This window comes from Microcoleus vaginatus FACHB-2002, from assembly GCF_040004035.1.
GTDB lineage: Bacteria > Cyanobacteriota > Cyanobacteriia > Cyanobacteriales > Microcoleaceae > Microcoleus > Microcoleus vaginatus_C.
Window position 1 is genome coordinate 118,665 of record NZ_JAMPLN010000002.1, and the last position, 17,714, is coordinate 136,378.

Here is a 17,714-nt window from a genome sequence, read left to right on the forward strand (position 1 = left end):
TGAGTTTTAACTCAAAACTAGCAACTTCAGTTCGCTATCGAAAACTCGGCAATTCAATTTCAGCTAGCGAACGCCGTTTTTTAGAAGCCCGCAGCGGACTGGCAATCAAGCTTAGCCAGTCTGGTTGGGCGACTGCTGTAGGTTTTGCCACACTCGATCGCACTTCTTGAATGCCAAAGGTTTCAACGGAGTTCAAAATTTGAAAAGCCCTGGCTAATTCTTGCGTGTCCACATTGGTAGCAGTTTCGGGTTCAGACTCCGCCACCGGCAGTTCAGGTTCCGCAACCGGTTCGGCCGAGTCAGGTGCAGGCTCATGAGGCTGGTAGGTTTCGGTCTCCTGTAATTGAATGGCGGATACTTGGGCTAATTTGTTGAGTTCTAGAGGAGCTGGGGATTCAGGCTCGATCGCCTCGGCAGCAGTCGCTACCTCTGGAAGCTCTTCTGGTTCCGACCAAGGTTGGACAGGGGAAGCGTTGAAGGCTGGCGGCACCGGCATCTGAGAGCTTTTGACCGCCGCGAGCAAAGATTCTAATTGTGCGCTGGCGGTGTCCAGATTATTGTCAGGCGGCTCGATCCTCGGCGACTTTACCTGCGGCCTGTCCAAACTTCTTTCCAAGGCAGCTTTGAATTGCAGAGTGTGGCGCTGCTGGCGGTGCAAGCGGGCTCGCAATTCCCTGCAAATATTTTCTGTGGCTACTAACTGCTGTAACTGTTCGTTGTAGCGCTGCACAGTAGACGCACATTCTCGCTCAACAGTCGCTAGCCTGACTTGGCTGGTTGCCAACTGACTTCTTAAATTTTCGACTAAAATTTCTTGACTTTGGAGGGTTTGATGGGAAACTTCCACTTTGCCAAACAGCCGCGTCAATTGTTCTTGAGTATTTTCGAGTTCTGCAGTCCGCTGTTCTAGCAAAGTTTCGCGATTCTGCAAGGTTTTTTGGGACTCTTCAAGAGCTGTTTCTAGCTGGGCGATGCGCTGTAAAAGGTCGCGGTTGCATTCGTGCAGCGCTTGCATGAGGGTGACTGGGGTTGATCCTTTGCCCTTGGCCTGTTCGGCATTCCCAAGCATATTTTTTAGATTCTCTGAAATCGGGGGCGAGCCCGCCTCCGCCGGCTGTGTCGGAGATTGCGAATTTTTTGTTTCCGGTTTTGTGGGAATTGCATCTACGCTGATGGCGTTGGGAAAATCTACTGTTTGCCAGTCTTCTTCTGGCTGTTGGGGAACCATTGCGGGAGTGTCTGTCGCATAGGGGGCGAGCGGCTCAAAACCCCCAGCAGCAGCAAAATCTGACTGCAATGGTTCGGTATCGGATGGAACAGCAGGGTACGGTTGGTGCTGATGGGCTCGAAGATCAGCTTCTGACATGGCTTTTTATCCCAATACTCACAGGGTCTCAGATACAGTCTATCCTTAGATATTCTCCCGAAGGAAGCCCCTCAGTGATAGTTTTTGGCATTTTTTCTGTTTTTTCGGACAATCGTCTCTGAATCGATTCGCGCGATCGAACTACAACCCGAACTCAAATTCAGGCGTAATATGCGCCTAGGAGCACCCTACAGACGTGAGTTGTGGGTCCAGAGTCCTATCAAAATAATTTTTCTTGATGTCTAACGCACTGTTTCGGTATGCGTGCGATCGCCTAAGCTTTAACAACTGCACAATGTTTGTCAATGATTGCTGGAACTTCTGCCGGTGCAATGCGGCTGTAGCGAGTTTTGTCCGGCATCACAACTATATTTGGGCCCGCTTTACACTGTTTGAGACATCCGGTTCCCTGTACTGTCACTTTGTCTTCTAAACCGCGCGCATTCAAAGCATTTTCTAAAGCTTTACAGACTCCTCCAGCGCCCCGCTTCAGGCAGTCTGATTTTTGACATACTAATATTTTGGTTTGGGTTTTGGCCGGAGCTTTTACAGTTTGAGCGGCTGTGGGAGAGCTGAATTCGCTTTTGCCGATCGCGCGATCGTCGGATGTCAATACCGCAACAGGCCCATTGGTGGAGTCAAGCAGTTCTGGCGATCGATCGTTTTGACCTTGAGCCAGCTTGAGGCTGCGAGCTTTAAGTTTTATTTTACCGTTTTTCAAGTTGATTTCTTTCTCACCTACAACTTCAACTTTCAAACCGGGCGTCAAAACAGGTAACAGAAATGACCGCAATTCCTTGCACAGTTTAACAAGATATTCTACTCCCCGAGCATTGCTAATTCGCAAATATTTAAGTTTGCAGCCATCTTCAATAATCAGGCCGAGGATTTCTCCCTCTAAACTGAATTCGGAAACTTGCTTGCCAGATTTATACATTGTTATGACTCCTTTAAATCCGTTACATCCGTTACATCTTGTACATTGCTCGTTGCCGAACTTCGTTCTACCTTTAGCCCCGTTGCCAGCAGCACTCCAGCCATTCCACCAGTTCGTCCCGAGGGGCACTGACTTGCCTCAACACGCTCATTAACTGAGCCGCTTGTTTAGCTGTGTTGACTTTTGCCCGCAAAGGTTGGTCAACCGCACACCAGCAGGGAATTTCTAGTTCTTGCAAGCGTTTGTAAACTTGCCACCTATCTAGCCAACTAACTTGCACAATGTCACAAACTTCTAATTCTGGATCTGCTGGATTCATTTTTTAACAACAGTAATAATTTGCATTAATTTTTACCCTGAATGGTAGCGGGTAGAAGTTAAAAGCCAGATTTCAGGAGAACATCAAAGATGTTCAAAAGCCCTTCCTGAAAAATTCTGCCTTTTGTCCTCTGCCTTCTGACTTCAGAAGGTTCGCCCCACTTTCAGGAAGCCTTCAGAACGAGGATCTTGTTCAAGCATAACCCAACTGCTAATAATTCTCAATAGGTTTACAAAAAAAATTTCCTACTCTATAAAATCTTCTACTATCGAGGCAGACGCTGCTTGACTGGTAAATTTACGGTGCTAGACTGACTCTATTGGCAACAAAACTGCCTATTGAGAGGAGAACACACATGGCTGAGACTCAGAGTGCATTGAGACCGTTTGGGCACATAGCCGAAAACCCAGTTCTACTGGAACATTCAGTCACAGCACCGATTTGTGAAGGGATGAACGCGCTGCTGGCCAGTTTTCAGGCTCTATACCTGCAATATCAAAAACATCATTTTGTGGTGGAAGGGGCAGAATTTTACTCCTTGCACAAATTCTTTGAAGAAAGCTACGGAGAAGCTCAAGATAGCGTCCACGAGTTGGGCGAACGGTTAAACGGGTTGGGCGGCATACCGGCAGCTAGCTTTAGCAAGTTAGCCGAGCTGTGCTGTTTTGATCCGGAAGCCGACGGCGTATATTCCTGCCGCCAAATGCTAGAGCATGATTTGGCAGCAGAGCAAGCTATCCTTGGTTTGCTGCGGCGTCAAGCAGGACAAGCAGAAAGTTTGGGCGATCGAGCTACCCGCTACCTCTACGAAAAAATCCTGCTAAAAACAGAAGAGCGAGCCTATCACATTTCCCACTTCCTCGCCCCCGATACCTTAGTGCAGTTGAACTTGAACTAACAATTCTTCTTCTTCCTCTTCCTTCGCGCCCTTTGCGCCTTCGCGGTTCGTTATCTTAGATCAAACAAAAAAAAAGCGAGCAGTTTTGTCACTGCCCGCTTTTTTTATACAAAGTGCGTTTGACCCGCAGGGAATTAAGGCGCTAAAGCATTGCCGCGCAACAAGCTACCAATGGTTTTGGCGGTAATCTTCATCTGGATGAAAGGATTAGCCGGTACTACTGTCTTATACAAGTAGCTATCGAATGTGAGTTTCTGCACATCGCGATCGGCACACATTTCCACAAAAGCTTCGCGGGTAGCATCGGAACGGTAAAACACGCGCTGCAAAATGTCCAGAACTTTGTAAGTAATGCCGTAGGCTTTATCCCACCGCTTCAGGTAAATCTTAATTTCCTCTTCAGTCGGAATGCGCGCGCCTTTATTGGAAATCTCAACAATAGTTTCGGCGCACATCCGGCCAGACTTGGCGGCAAAATAGATACCTTCGCCGGAAGACTTGGTAACATAACCTGCGGCGTCGCCTACGAGAGCAACTCGGCCGACAACCCGGCGGGGACGCGGATGTTCCGGGATGGGGTGAGCTTCCACTTTAATAATCTCACCGCCCATCAGTTTTTTGGCAGCGCGAGCGCGGACTCCTGCTTGCAGCTTTTTGATGCTGGCTTGATTGACTTTCATCGTGCCGGTACCGACGGCTACGTGGTCGTATTTGGGGAACACCCAAGCGTAGAAGTCGGTAGATACGTCGTCGCCGACGTACATTTCGGCTAAGTCTTCGTAGTAAGCCATTTTATCTTCTGGCAGGCGGATGCGCTCTTGGAAGGCGATCGCATAATTGTAATCACCAGCATCGATCGCCTTTGCTACGCGGGAGTTAGCGCCGTCAGCCCCAATTACCAAATCCACCTTCAGAGTTTTCTGAATTCCCATTGCGCTGCCGTCGGAGTGGTCGGCATAATGCAAGGTGTAGGGGTCGGTGTTGTTTGAAGGAATGTCTAATTTGTGAACGGTGCCGTTAATCAGCTTTGCACCCAACGAAGCGGCGCGATCGCGCAGGAAGCCGTCGAGCACTTCGCGGCGGCACATACCGATGTATTCATGTGCGTTTTCAATATTGATGTCCACCTCGACGTTGGAGGGGGAGATCATTTTCATTTTTCTGACTTGGCGGTCAATAATACTTTGCGGCAAGTCAAATTCGCTGACCATGCACAGGGGAATCGCCCCACCGCAGGGTTTGGCGTTGTCTAATTTACGCTCGAATAGGTATGTTTCGATGCCTGCTTTTACCAATGTTTCGGCGGCGGAAGAACCCGCAGGGCCTGAACCTACTACTGCAACCCTTAGTGTCAAAGCTTTTCTCTCCAGTTTTTTTCTATAGGCATTACTCAGGTGTGATGGTATCACGGACTTTGGATGCGGGGGCGTGAAGCAGGGTAGATTTCAATGAAATGAAACAGAGCTTAACAGTTCGATACGAAAATCGGGTTTCCGGCAGTAGGTGCGATCGAATATCTTAAATCTTTAACGGCAGATGAACGCGGATGTGCGCTCATGTGCAGTGTGTCCTGGTGTGTGATCGAACATTTTGCCCTATTTTCTAAGAACAGGCTTTCCGGCCTGTTCCACAAAGAATGAATTTTCTGCTTGTGGGGTGGGCTTCTAGCCCGCCCGGACATGAACAGGCTGTCCGGCCTGTTCCACAAAGAGTGCATTTGGTTTTTGTGGGCCGTTGCTCCTAGCCCGCCCGGAATAGGTTAGAACCAGTCCAATAAGTTACATTAAAGTTACTTGCACTTATATCTAAAATTCTTATGCTCGGTAACTTTCAACAAAGCAACCTGCGGATTGAGCTTGAAGCTTCCGAAACAGCGATTAGAGACAGCTTGTTGCGTCCGAGTCAATTGCAGCAGTGGATGTGGCCGCAGCAGTTGTCTAGCGGTTTGCCGGAAGAATTTGCTCAAGGTTTGACCTTTACAAGTTGGCTGGGCCCCGTGGCAGTTCAGCATCACGTTAATATTGTTGAGCACAATTGTCTGCGGCTGTTATTGAGTCAGGGAATTGACGGATTTCACGAGTGGTATTGGGGCGATGGTTGGGTGCAGTCTCGGCTGGAGGGAGTGTCGCTGCTGCCGCTGAATTTGGGACAAACGGCTAGTTTGTTGCGGCTGCGAGAGTTTGTAGCCCGGAAGGGGAAGTAGATAAATGACTCTCCAAAATCCTTAGAACAAAGTCTGGTAGTCCTGCATAGCAACGAAAAATCCTAAACACTTTTAGGGGTCAAGAAGTGTTGTAATCATGGATAAAATACCAGAGGGCCCCACATTATTGGAAAGCTTTTTAGATTAGGAAAGACTCTTTCTTACAACAATATCGAGATATCCTGTAAATCAGGGAGTTCTTGCATCTTTCGATATCAGAAGTTTTGCCCGTATCTTTCCGACAGATTTGTGTCGCTGGCGAGGCAAAACTTTTTTATATGCGACCAAAAAATCTGTATAATAGACTGCACATTGTCTGTCAACTGCTGGGAGGGAATCCCAAAAACCTTTAGCACCCATTTCAACTCGACTTCCTATATACATCCCTAGAATTTCTTTGCTTAAGGTATCAATTGGCCGCTCTTTCCACTGCTTGTTCCCCTTATTGCCTAAAAACGACTACATTTCCTCACGTTGGATCGTTAGCTTGCCTTGGTTTTTTGACTTTACTTGAACTTTCCGGGGGACTGATGCTAATTGTTGAAAAACACATAGTATTGGAACCAGCGGGGGGACACCCTCGTGACTTTGAAAATCGCGACTCAAGATATTTTTTCTAATAAAAGCTGAGCTCTCAATTTTTTTGTTTCTTCTGAAATCCTTGGATGTCTGGGGTTTTAAAGAAACTGCCTGTGACAATATATACATTTAAAGTTTTGCTTAGCACTGGGGGTGGGACAATTTTTAACGATGTTTGGATAACCGAAACGGTGACAATTCATGGAGTGGAGAATTAACAAGGCTTAGGTACATCGCATGATAACTCCTTACCCTTACTCTGTCAGACCACCTGAAAGCCACTTCCCTGCCGAAAAACTAAGAGTGTGTTATAAAAACATAATTTGTTCCTTTCTAAAGCGCTATTGTTGACACAACGAACCAGGTGTGTTTTGACTGCGCGTTAATTTTTACCCGAAAAATAAATATGCTGTCCATTCCAGGCATTGCCGTCCAGAAGCTGCTTTACGAAAGTGCTAACTCTCTGGTGTACCGGGCGATACGGGAAGCGGATCACCAACCGCTCATCCTCAAACTGCTCAAAGAAAGCTACCCCACACCTCAAGAATTGCTACGCTACCGCACCGAATACCGTATCACCCGAGAGCTGAAAGAGGCGGGAGTCGTGCAAGTTTATGACTTGCAAAAATACCAAAACAGCCTCGTGATTTTTGTGGAGGACTTTGGCGGGGAATCCTTGAAAATATGGATGCAGCAGCGAAAGTTTAGCCTCAAGGAATTTCTGCTCCTGGCGATTGCAGCCACTGAAACTTTAGGACAAATTCACAGCGCCAATATCATCCACAAAGATATTAACCCCTCAAATATTGTTTATAACCCCGAAACGGAACAATTAAAAATTATCGACTTTGGCATTTCCACTCAGCTAACGCGAGAAATGCCAACCCTGAAAAATCCCAACGTTTTAGAAGGAACCCTCGCTTACATCTCGCCGGAACAAACTGGTAGAATGAATCGCTCTATCGATTACCGCACTGACTTTTACTCGCTCGGCGTCACCTTCTACGAATTGCTGACAGGAAAACTGCCTTTTGAGACAGAAGACGCTTTAGAGCTAGTTCACTGCCACATTGCCAGACAACCAGTTCCCCCGCACGAAATCAAGCCAGAACTTCCGGTAATTGTCTCTCAAATTGTCAGTAAATTGATGGCGAAGAATGCCGAAAATCGCTATCAAACTGCATTGGGTCTCAAGCAGGATTTAGAAATGTGTCTGGTTCAATTACAAGAAACCGATAGCATAGAAGAATTTGACTTGGGAATGCTGGATCTTACAGATCATTTCCTGATTCCCGAAAAGTTATACGGCCGAAAAACTGAAGTTAATCATCTATTAGCGGCCTTTGAAAGAGTTCGTAATGCTAATGCCGAAATGATGCTAGTAGCTGGCTTTTCGGGGATTGGTAAAACCGCCGTCGTGAACGAAGTCCACAAGCCGATCGCCCGACAGCGTGGCTATTTTATCAAAGGCAAATACGACCAATTCCAGCGCAATATCCCCTTTAGTGCATTTGTGCAAGCATTTCGGGAATTGATGGGACAATTATTATCAGAAAGTGACGCTCAGTTACACAGATGGAAAACCCTAATTCTCACCGCAGTAGGCGAGAGTGGGCAAGTGTTGATTGACGTAATTCCTGAATTAGAACACATCATTGGCGCTCAAAGTCCTGCACTAGAATTGTCCGGGAGTGCAGCACAAAACCGCTTCAATCTGCTGATGCAGAAATTTGTGCAAGTATTTACCCAAGCAGAACATCCCTTAGTGATGTTTCTGGACGATTTGCAGTGGGCAGATTCGGCATCTTTGAAGTTATTACAACTATTGATGGAGGATACGGGGCATCTGTTAGTATTGGGTGCTTATCGGGATAATGAGGTATCACCGGCTCATCCGTTTATGTTGACTGTGGATGAGATTGTGAAGTCTGGGGCAGTGGTGAATACGATTACCCTGCAACCGTTGAGTTTAGCAGATCTCAATCAGTTGGTAGCAGATACGCTGATTTGCGATTTATCTTTAGCCGGGCCCCTGACAGAATTGGTTTATCAAAAAACCCAAGGTAATCCCTTTTTCTCGACTCAATTCCTCAAAGCCTTGTATGAAGATGGTCAAATTATTTTTAACCCCCCTCAATCCCCTCTTAGTAAGGGGGGCAGTAAAGGGGGGTGGCAGTGCGATATTAATCAACTTAAATTGGCCGGCGCCTCGGATGTGGTGGAGTTTATGGCGGCGCAATTGCAGAAGTTGCCTGCCAAAACTCAGGATGTTCTCAAGTTGGCGGCTTGCATTGGGGCGCAATTTGATTTAGAGACAGTGGCAGTAGTCAGCGAAGAATTACCAGAACAAACGGAATCAGCGCTGTGGAAAGCCTTGCAAGAAGGACTCATTTTAGTGATTTCAGAAGGCTATAACTTCATTCAAGCAGATGCTCAATCCCCGAATCAGTCTGTTGCTAATCCCACTTATAAGTTCCTGCACGATCGCGTCCAGCAAGCGGCTTATTCATTGATTCCTGACGACCAAAAACAAGCCACTCATCTGAAAATAGGACAGTTACTGCTACAAAGTTCTTCTGAGATAGAAACCGAAGAAAAAATCTTTGATATTGTGGGGCATTTAAATCAAGGAATTGAGTTAATCAATCAATTAAGTGAACGATCAGACTTAGCCAAACTCAACTTAGAAGCTGGACGTAAGGCTAGAAATTCTACCGCCTACGCTGCGGCAAATATCTATCTACAAACGGGAATTGAGCTACTGACACCTCAATGCTGGCAAACTCAATATGAATTGGCGCTAAATCTTTATGTTGCTGCTGCTGAAATTGCCTATTTAAATGGTGAGTTTGATGGTATGGAACAGATGGCAGCACTGGTTTTGCAAGAAGCCCAAACAATTTTAGATCGAGTTAAAATTTACGAAATTAAAATTGCCGCTCAGACAGCCCAGAGCAAGGTGTTAGAAACGATCGCAGTAGCAAGAGAAGCACTCTTACAATTGGGGATTGAACTGCCTGCCGAACCCGATCAAGCCAAGATTGGCAAAGCGCTACAAGCCCTTGCGGCCCTCCTCGGCGACAGAAAGATTGAGGAATTGGTTGACCTACCTGTGATGACAAATCCGCAGACTCAGGCAGCTATGCAACTGTCTGGTATGTTGTTTCCACCCATTTTCCAGGGAATGCCCGGTTTGCTGCCCCTGCTGAGCTCCACGATGGTGAGTTTATCGCTCTCCTTTGGGAATGCACCCGCCTCGACAGTGGGTTATGCGATGCACGGGATGGTTTTCTGTGCCTTTTTACAAGAGGTGGAAACGGGCTATGGCTTTGGGCAATTGGCACTTTCATTGCTTGATAGGTTGAATGTACCGGAATTCAAGTCCACAGTTCTACTTTTGTTTGGTGGCTGGATTCAGCATCGCCAAGAATCTCTTTTGGCAACGATACCGACGCTGAAAGAGGGCTATAGGTTTGGTATGGAAACGGGCGACTTTGTAGACGCTGGCTACAACATATATATTTGTTTTTATACTCATTTATTCGCTGGTGTAGAACTAGACACTTGGGAACCAGAAATAGCAAGTTATAGGGCGGTAATGGCGCAGTTGAAACAATATTCTGCGCGGGTTTATTTGGATATGATTCAGCAGACGGTGCAAAACTTGAGGGAAACCCATATTCGGCCGGATTTGTTAATAGGCTCTGCCTACGATGAAACGGTGATGATTCCCAAGCACTATCAGGATAATGAATTTACGGCGATCGCCTGTGCCTGCATCTACAAACTGCTGCTTGCTTACTGCTATGGCAATTACACGGCTGCCCTAGACCACATTACCCAAGTCAAACAGTATTTGATGGGAGTATCGGGCTCGGCTTTTGTTCCAATTTTTCATTTTTATGCCGCCCTGACGCACTTGGCACTTTTTCCCGCACAGCCAGCAATTGAGCAAACTGAAACTATTGCCTTAGTGGAAACCCATCAAACCACGCTGCAACAGTGGGCACAAAATGCTCCCATGAATTATCTGCATAAATGGTATTTAGTGGAAGCAGAACGGCAACGGGTGTTGGGCAATAAAGCCGAGGCGATTGAAATGTACGATCGCGCTATTTCTGGAGCCAAAGAAAACACATATGTTAATGACGAAGCCCTAGCAAACGAAATCGCAGCCAAATTCTACTCGGAATGGGGCAAAACAAAAGTTGCTCAAGCCTACATATTTGAGGCGTATTATTGTTATGTTGAATGGGGAGCTACTGCTAAGGTAACGGATTTAGAAACGCGATATCCCCACTTATTCGCGGTAACTCAACCAGGAAGGAAAAATACTCAAACTACCGTAGCAATGACAACGACTGGTTCGGGGAATCACCTAGATATCACCGCAGTCATGAAGGCTTCTCAGGCGATTTCGGGAGAAATTATGCTAGATAAGCTACTGTCTAGCTTGATGAAAATTTTGATGGAAAATGCAGGGGCGCAACGAGGCTATCTAATTTTGTTAAGCCAGGGAAAACTGTTCATTGAAGCTGAAGGGAAAATCGATGAGGAACTCGTCACCGTGTTGCAGTCAATCCCCGTTGAAACCTGTCAAGAACTTTCCTCCGCAATTGTCAATTATGTGAGTCGCACTCAAGAAAGTGTGGTACTCGATGATGCTGCGCGATCGGGACAATTTACCAACGACCGCCACATCCGAAAGTATCAGCCCAAATCAATTTTATGTGTGCCGCTGATTAATCAATCTCAAATCATTAGTATTGTTTACCTAGAAAATAACTTGACAGCGGGAGCTTTTACCCCTGAAAGAGTGGAAATATTGAAAGTTTTATCTGGACAAGCGGCGATCTCAATTCAAAATTCTAAGCTTTATACAGAAGTACGCAAAAATGAAAGCAGGCTGGCTCAACTCAATAAAGCTTACGAGCGATTTATTCCCCATCAATTCCTCCAGTTTTTAGAGAAATCAAGCATCATTGATGTGGAATTGGGCGACCAAGTGCAGTTAGAAATGTCGGTGTTGTTTTCCGACATTCGCGACTTCACGACGCTTTCGGAAACTATGACGCCGGAGGATAATTTCAAATTTATCAATTCTTATCTTTCTCGCATGGAACCCGTTATTAATGAAAATAAGGGGTTTATCGACAAATATATTGGCGATGCGATTATGGCGCTGTTTAGCGGCGAGGCGGATAATGCGGTGAAAGCGGGAATTGCTATGCTGCACCGCCTCGCTGAATACAATGAATACTGCGCTAACGCTGGCTGTGCGGCGATTCAGATTGGGATTGGGATTAATACGGGTTCTTTGATGCTGGGAACTGTGGGAGGACCAAATCGCATGGACGGGACGGTAATCAGCGATGCGGTGAATTTAGCTTCTCGTGTAGAAAGTTTGACGAAAAATTATGGGGTGGCGCTATTAATTACCCAGCCAACTTATACGCGCCTGAAAAATCCATCCCAGTACGCAATTCGCACTCTCGATACGGTAAAAGTCAAGGGAAAATCCGAAGCTGTGACGATTTATGAGGTGTTTGATGCAGATCCGCCAGAAATTAAACAGGCTAAGTTAGCTACGCTGGAATTGTTTGCAGAAGCTAGGGCACTTTACTCGGGAGGGAAGTTATTTGAAGCGGCGCGGCTTTTTGAAGAGTGTTGGCGTCAGAATCCGGGCGATCGCGTTGCTAAAATTTACTGGGAACGCTGTGAGTCTGCATTGTTGACTCGCACAAAAATCAAAGACAGGCTACACAATTTAAATTAAGCGGTTGCTATACCTGAAAATTACAGCAAAAGTACGATCGACTGCTGAGACACCCTACAAACTAGGCGATCGCGATCGGGTAGGTAGGTTGTTGCGCTTTAGCGCTAAAGCGCAACAACCTACGCAGTCTAAAAAGTTACTGCCTGAACTATACTGCTGGCAGTGACTCCTTTCAAGACAGCTAAATATTCCCCTGTTACCTGATACTGAATTATAGTATCGCTAACATTCGCCCCTGTTCCTTGAAAAATATTTAACTCGCTAAAAGCAAGGGGGCTAATTAAATCAATTTTGTCTTGATTGAGGGTAAAGTCAGTAATCACATCAGCGGCGGCTAAGTCTGTTCCACCAGTATCGATCGCGATCGCAAACACATCAAAACCCAATCCGCCGGTGAGAGTGTCGGCACCCCTTTCTCCAAATAAGTAGTCATTGCCCGCGTCGCCAAACAATATATCGTCGCCCTTGCCCCCGTAAATGCGATCGCTTCCCTTACCTGAGTAAATCAAGTCAATGGCGCGATCGCCCTGAATAAAATCAATCCCCTTACCACCAAAAATAATGTCATTGCCATCACCGCCCCTGATGCCGTCATCCCCTTTTTGTCCGTAAAGCAAGTCATCGCCTGCTTTGCCATGAAGATAGTCATTGCCGGGGCGTGCGTGGATAATGTCGTTTAATGCCGATCCTGTGACGCGATCGTCGGAGTCTGTCAAACCGATTACTGACTGTTGGGACAAGGTTTTGACATCGCCTAAGTTATCGTTATCGCTGATATTGACTGTGAGAGGGGCGGCGAGATTATTATACAATGTGTCTGTGCTGGTAGTGGCGTGGCTAATTGGACTTAGATGATTGCCCTCAACAACCGCATCGTCAACCGCAGTCACCGTTACTGTTTGGGCGATATTCCAATTGGCGGAAGTAAAAGTAAGTGCAGGTAGGCTGACAGTAACTTGGGTTCCAGGGGTAATGGCGACGGTGACATTAGCAGTTGGCTGAGTATTTAGTCGCACTTTGTATATATCGCTGCCCAAGCTTTCGAGTACGTTGGTACTGCCAAGTGGTTCAAGGAAAAGGACAGCGGGAGTACCTGGAGTTGTTGTCGGAGTCGGTGTTGTTGTCGGAGTCGGTGTTGTTGTTGGAGTCGGTGTTGTTGTTGGAGTAGGAGTTGTTGTTGGAGTCGGTGTTGTTGTTGGAGTAGGAGTTGTTGTTGGAGTAGGAGTTGTTGTCGGAGTAGGCGTTGTTGTTGGAGTTGGTGTGGGAGTTGGTGTGGGAGTTGGAGTTGGTGTGGGAGTTGGAGTTGGTGTGGGAGTTGGAGTTGGTGTGGGAGTTGGAGTTGGAGTTGGTGTGGGAGTTGGTGTGGGAGTTGGAGTTGGTGTGGGAGTTGGAGTTGGTGTGGGAGTTGGAGTTGGAGTTGGTGTGGGAGTTGGAGTTGGTGTGGGAGTTGGCGTGGCAATGTTAACAGTAAAACTGCCTAAATTGCTACCTACAACTTGATTGCCAAAAGTATCTTTTACTTGCGATGCTTGCAAATTAACAGCGTAATTGCCATTATCTGTGTCATCCCAACTTCCCCCAGGCGGAGTTAGAGAATAAGTTGCCGTGCGAGGTGTGCCATTACTATTAGTATCGGCACTGACAAATGTAGCGGGAATTGCACCACCTGACCAGTTTACTACCAGATCAGAATTATCTAAACTGCTAACATCAACTCCCCTGCTATCAGTGAAAGTAACTGTCAATGTCTGACTTGTGCCGCCCGCTGTAGTAATATTAGAAATTGTACCCAAGCTAGCACTAGGTGCTGTAAAATCAGCAGTACGAACCAGTTGAGTGGCTGCGGTATTGTTATTACTCGCTGTATCCGTAGCTGTTGCCTCCGGTACATCAACTGTGACGGGGCCATCAGCATTCGGTGTGACTGTAAAATTATAAGTCGTGCCGCTACCTGTAAAACCGCTAACCGTACCGTTAGTAACATTAATGCCACTGGCACTAAATCCTGTCACATTTTCACTGAAAGTGGCTGTGACTAAAAATGGTGCATTTATTGTTGTGGGTGATGTGGATGTTAAGGCAACTGTTGGTGCGGTAACATCAGCAGTACGAGTCAGTTGAGTGGCTGCGGTATTGTTATTACTCGCAGTATCCGTAGCTGTGGCGGCAGGTACATCAACTGTGACGGGGCCATCAGCATTCGGTGTGACATCAAAGGTATAGGTTTTGGCATCAACTGTGACAAAGTTACTGACAGTCGCATTGGCTACGGTAAGATCAGTATTATCAAACCCAGCAACATTTTCGCTGAATGTTGCTGTGACGCTAAATAAACCATTTACTGTTGTTGCTGATGCGGATGTTAAGGCAACTGTTGGCGGTGTAACATCAGCAGTACGAACCAGTTGAGTTGCAGCGGTATTGTTATTACTGGCAGTATCAGTAGCTGTTGCAGCCGGTACATCAACTGTGACGGGGCCATCAGCATTCGGTGTGACTGTAAAATTATAAGTCGTGCCGCTACCTGTAAAACCGCTAACCGTACCGTTAGTAACATTAATGCCACTAGAACTAAATCCTGTCACATTTTCACTGAAAGTGGCTGTGACTAAAAATGGTGCATTTATTGTTGTGGGTGATGTGGATGTTAAGGCAACTGTTGGTGCGGTAACATCAGCAGTACGAGTCAGTTGAGTGGCTGCGGTATTGTTATTACTCGCAGTATCCGTAGCTGTGGCGGCAGGTACATCAACTGTGACGGGGCCATCAGCATTCGGTGTGACATCAAAGGTATAGGTTTTGGCATCAACTGTGACAAAGTTACTGACAGTCGCATTGGCTACGGTAAGATCAGTATTATCAAACCCAGCAACATTTTCGCTGAATGTTGCTGTGACGCTAAATAAACCATTTACTGTTGTTGCTGATGCGGATGTTAAGGCAACTGTGGGTACAATGGTGTCTACAATTATGGCTCTGCTATCCGCTAAAGATTGTCCCGTAGGAATAGTTAAAGTTGCATCATTTCCAGCAGTATCTCTTAAGGTTGCACCAGTCGCTAAAGTTATACTATTTGAATTAAGGTCGAGGCTATTTTGTCCGGCGGCTGGAGTATAAGTGCCGACAGCAGATGTACCGGTGAAAGGTGCAATAGTCACTGTGCCGCCTGTGTCTAAGGCGACACTCATCTCACCGCCTGCTAAAGTAACGGCTTCGCTGAAGTTGACGGTAACGTTGACGTTACCAGTTGTGTTGTAACTGCCGTCAGTGGTGGTAGAGGTGACGCTGGCAATGGTGGGTGCAAGGGTATCAATAACTATGGCTTTACTACCACCGAGAGAGCTAACTGAGGGGGTAGTGGGGAGGGTTAAGAAAGCGTCAAATGCTGTACCCACAGTTTCTTTAATGATGCCGCCGTTGAGGGTGAGGGCGGTGGTGGCGAGGTATTCTAAGTCACCCGAGGTGTCTCCTGCTTGGACTACATAGTTGAAGGTGAGTACAGTACCGCCGCTACCGCTGGCATAGGTGGCAAAGCGGTCAGTAGTACCTGTTTCTAGTTGCAGTTGGGGTGTGCCACCTGTGGTATCTACGTTGACAGCAGCATCGAAGGTGACGGTGATGGCGATGGTATCACCTGCTTTGTAGCTGCCGTCAGCGGTGGTGGCGGTGACAGCGGTAACTTTGGGGGTAGTGTTGAGCAGGATGGAGGCGGTGTTGCTGCTTCTGTTGGCTACAGCTAAGTCGGGTTTCCCGTCGCCGTTGATGTCGCCGATGCTGACGGATAAAGCGGTAGTGCCGGTAGCCAAGTCTAATTTGGGGGCAAAAGTGGGGGTGGTGGCTCCGGTAGGGGTGGTGTTGAGCAGGATCGAGGCGGTGTTGCTATTTCTGTTCGCTGTTGCTAAATCTGGTTTCCCGTCGCCGTTGATGTCGCCGATGCTGACAGAGTAGGGGGCAGGGTCAGTAGCAAAGTCAACTTTGGGGGCAAAAGTGGGGGTGGCGGCTCCGGTGGCGGTGGTGTTGAGCAGGATCGAGGCGGTGTTGCTGACCGAGTTCGCCGTTGCTAAATCAGGGAGGCCGTCGCCGTTGATGTCGCCGATGCTGATGGATTGTGGGTAACCATTAGGGATAGGGAAGGAGACTTGGGTGGCAAAAGTGGGGGTGGCGGCGTTGGTGGGGGTGGTGTTGAGCAGGATCGAGGCGGTGTTGCTGTTGAAGTTCGCCACAGCTAAATCAAGGAAGCCGTCGCCGTTGAAGTCGCCGATGCTGACGGATCTGGGGCTAATGCCACTAGAGAAGTCTACTTTGGGGGCAAAAGTGGGGGTGGCGGCGTTGGTGGCGGTGGTGTTGAGCAGGATGGAAACGGTGTTGCTGTTACTGTTCGCCACAGCTAAGTCTGGTCTTCCGTCGCCGTTGAAGTCGCCGATGCTGACCTCTCTGGGATAACTGCCAACAGGGAAGGAGGCTTGGGTGGCGAAAGTGGGGGTGGCGGCGCCGGTGGGGGTGGTGTTGAGCAGGACGGAGGCGCTGCCGCTGCTGGTATCGTTCGCCACAGCTAAGTCGGGTTTCCCGTCGCCGTTGAAGTCGCCAATGCTGAGGTCGCTGGGCAGAGCGCCACTAGCGAAGTCAACTTTGGTGGCGAAAGTGGGGGTGGCGGCGTTGGTGGCGGTGGTGTTGAGCAGAATGGAGGCGGTGTTGCTGTTGAAGTTCGCCACAGCTAAATCAGGTTTGCCATCGCCGTTGAAGTCGCCGATGCTGACCGAGTAGGGGACACTGCCAGTAGGGAAGGCAACTTGGGGGGCAAAGCCCAGTACGCCCCTGTATGTTTTGAGGGTGTTGGCGTTAAATGGTATTGGTGTATCTATACGGCCTGTTTGTACTTCCAGTTCCCAGTCTCCGCCCAGTGCCGCATTGCCGGTAAGGTTGGCGGAGGCGGCGATGTCAGCACCCGTTAATTCACTCAGGCTTTGGAGGAATTGGTTGGGTTTTGTAGGCTTAAAACCAGTCGGTTTAACACCAGTCCCGCCGGGGGTTAAAACCCCCGTCTGATAGGGAAAGTCCTCGATCGAGGACTGAATAAATGAATTGTCTTGATTGTCTTCAGTCGATTTCAACCGACTTAAGCTATGAGACAGGGGTTTTAACCCCTGGCGGACGTGGGGAATGTGGGAAATGTGGGAAATGTCGGGGCTGTCAATTTTCACCGATACATCGGCAGCGACATTACACCCATAAAGGAGAATATCTGCACCATTTGTTAATGCTTTGCGCCACTGTTTGAGTTGAGGGGCGAAGCTTTCTATGTTGATGCTGTTGAGTGTATTTACACCGAGTTGTACTGCGCCTGGACTGCCGTGAGATATGATGTGGATTGCTTCTATATTTTGTTCAATTGCTAGCCTTTCGGTGATTTGCTCAATGCCATCCCGCGTTTCATCTAGGATAATTACTTCCGCATTTGGGGAAATGCCGCTAATTAAACTATGGTAATCTTCAACATTTGAGTCAATAAAAACTAGAGTTGAAACAATTTTTTCCTGTATCATTATGCAACCTCTTTACTTTTTAAGCTTTATAGGTCTCACTCAAATAGAACTTATGCACTCACTAGCATCTGATTGCGCGCTACGCCTAAAGTC

8 protein-coding genes are annotated in these 17,714 nt (G+C 47.4%); 3 read left to right on the top strand and 5 right to left on the bottom strand.

Annotated elements, in window-relative coordinates:
* Positions 1-34: 34 nt before the first annotated feature.
* The 3 genes from NDI35_RS02220 to NDI35_RS02230 all read right to left on the bottom strand — a co-directional run bounded on the left by NDI35_RS02220 (position 35) and on the right by NDI35_RS02230 (position 2,622).
* Positions 35-1,366: a hypothetical protein gene (locus NDI35_RS02220; RefSeq protein ID WP_445311303.1), complete on the bottom strand. Its 1,332-nt coding sequence runs from the start codon at positions 1,364-1,366 to the stop codon at positions 35-37.
* A gap of 274 nt (positions 1,367-1,640) precedes the next feature.
* Positions 1,641-2,303, bottom strand: coding sequence for a (2Fe-2S) ferredoxin domain-containing protein (locus tag NDI35_RS02225; RefSeq protein ID WP_445311304.1), 663 nt, complete (start codon positions 2,301-2,303; stop codon positions 1,641-1,643).
* A 73-nt stretch (positions 2,304-2,376) separates the two neighbouring features.
* Positions 2,377-2,622 (bottom strand): Asr1405/Asl0597 family protein, encoded by a 246-nt coding sequence (locus NDI35_RS02230; RefSeq protein ID WP_333138614.1) that lies wholly within the window; start codon positions 2,620-2,622, stop codon positions 2,377-2,379.
* 355 nt (positions 2,623-2,977) lie between these two features.
* Between NDI35_RS02230 and dpsA the strand changes: the two genes are divergently transcribed.
* A complete protein-coding gene (gene dpsA / locus NDI35_RS02235; RefSeq protein ID WP_333085490.1) occupies positions 2,978-3,520 on the top strand; it encodes a DNA starvation/stress protection protein DpsA in 543 nt (180 codons plus the stop codon).
* 134 nt (positions 3,521-3,654) lie between these two features.
* Here dpsA and chlP read toward each other — a convergent pair whose 3' ends face one another.
* Positions 3,655-4,875 carry a geranylgeranyl reductase gene (gene chlP, locus NDI35_RS02240; RefSeq protein WP_445311305.1) on the bottom strand — a complete coding sequence of 407 codons (1,221 nt, stop codon included), beginning with the start codon at positions 4,873-4,875 and terminating at the stop codon, positions 3,655-3,657.
* A gap of 461 nt (positions 4,876-5,336) precedes the next feature.
* Between chlP and NDI35_RS02245 the strand changes: the two genes are divergently transcribed.
* The gene (locus NDI35_RS02245; protein ID WP_445311306.1) at positions 5,337-5,723 is read left to right on the top strand and encodes a hypothetical protein; all 387 of its coding nucleotides are present in this window, start codon (positions 5,337-5,339) and stop codon (positions 5,721-5,723) included.
* A 985-nt stretch (positions 5,724-6,708) separates the two neighbouring features.
* Entirely contained in the window at positions 6,709-12,078 is a 5,370-nt protein-coding gene (locus NDI35_RS02250; RefSeq protein ID WP_445311307.1) for an AAA family ATPase, read from the top strand.
* Positions 12,079-12,206: 128 nt separating this feature from the next.
* Here NDI35_RS02250 and NDI35_RS02255 read toward each other — a convergent pair whose 3' ends face one another.
* The gene (locus NDI35_RS02255) at positions 12,207-17,621 is read right to left on the bottom strand and encodes an FG-GAP-like repeat-containing protein (RefSeq protein ID WP_445311308.1); all 5,415 of its coding nucleotides are present in this window, start codon (positions 17,619-17,621) and stop codon (positions 12,207-12,209) included.
* Positions 17,622-17,714 lie beyond the last annotated feature (93 nt).

Coding starts and splice junctions, on each gene's coding strand:
- NDI35_RS02250 (WP_445311307.1), top strand. CDS start 6,709: ATGCTGTCCATTCCAGGCATTGCCGTCCAGAAGCTGCTTTACGAAAGT.
- NDI35_RS02245 (WP_445311306.1), top strand. CDS start 5,337: ATGCTCGGTAACTTTCAACAAAGCAACCTGCGGATTGAGCTTGAAGCT.
- NDI35_RS02220 (WP_445311303.1), bottom strand. CDS start 1,366: ATGTCAGAAGCTGATCTTCGAGCCCATCAGCACCAACCGTACCCTGCT.
- NDI35_RS02230 (WP_333138614.1), bottom strand. CDS start 2,622: ATGAATCCAGCAGATCCAGAATTAGAAGTTTGTGACATTGTGCAAGTT.
- NDI35_RS02255 (WP_445311308.1), bottom strand. CDS start 17,621: ATGATACAGGAAAAAATTGTTTCAACTCTAGTTTTTATTGACTCAAAT.
- dpsA (WP_333085490.1), top strand. CDS start 2,978: ATGGCTGAGACTCAGAGTGCATTGAGACCGTTTGGGCACATAGCCGAA.
- NDI35_RS02225 (WP_445311304.1), bottom strand. CDS start 2,303: ATGTATAAATCTGGCAAGCAAGTTTCCGAATTCAGTTTAGAGGGAGAA.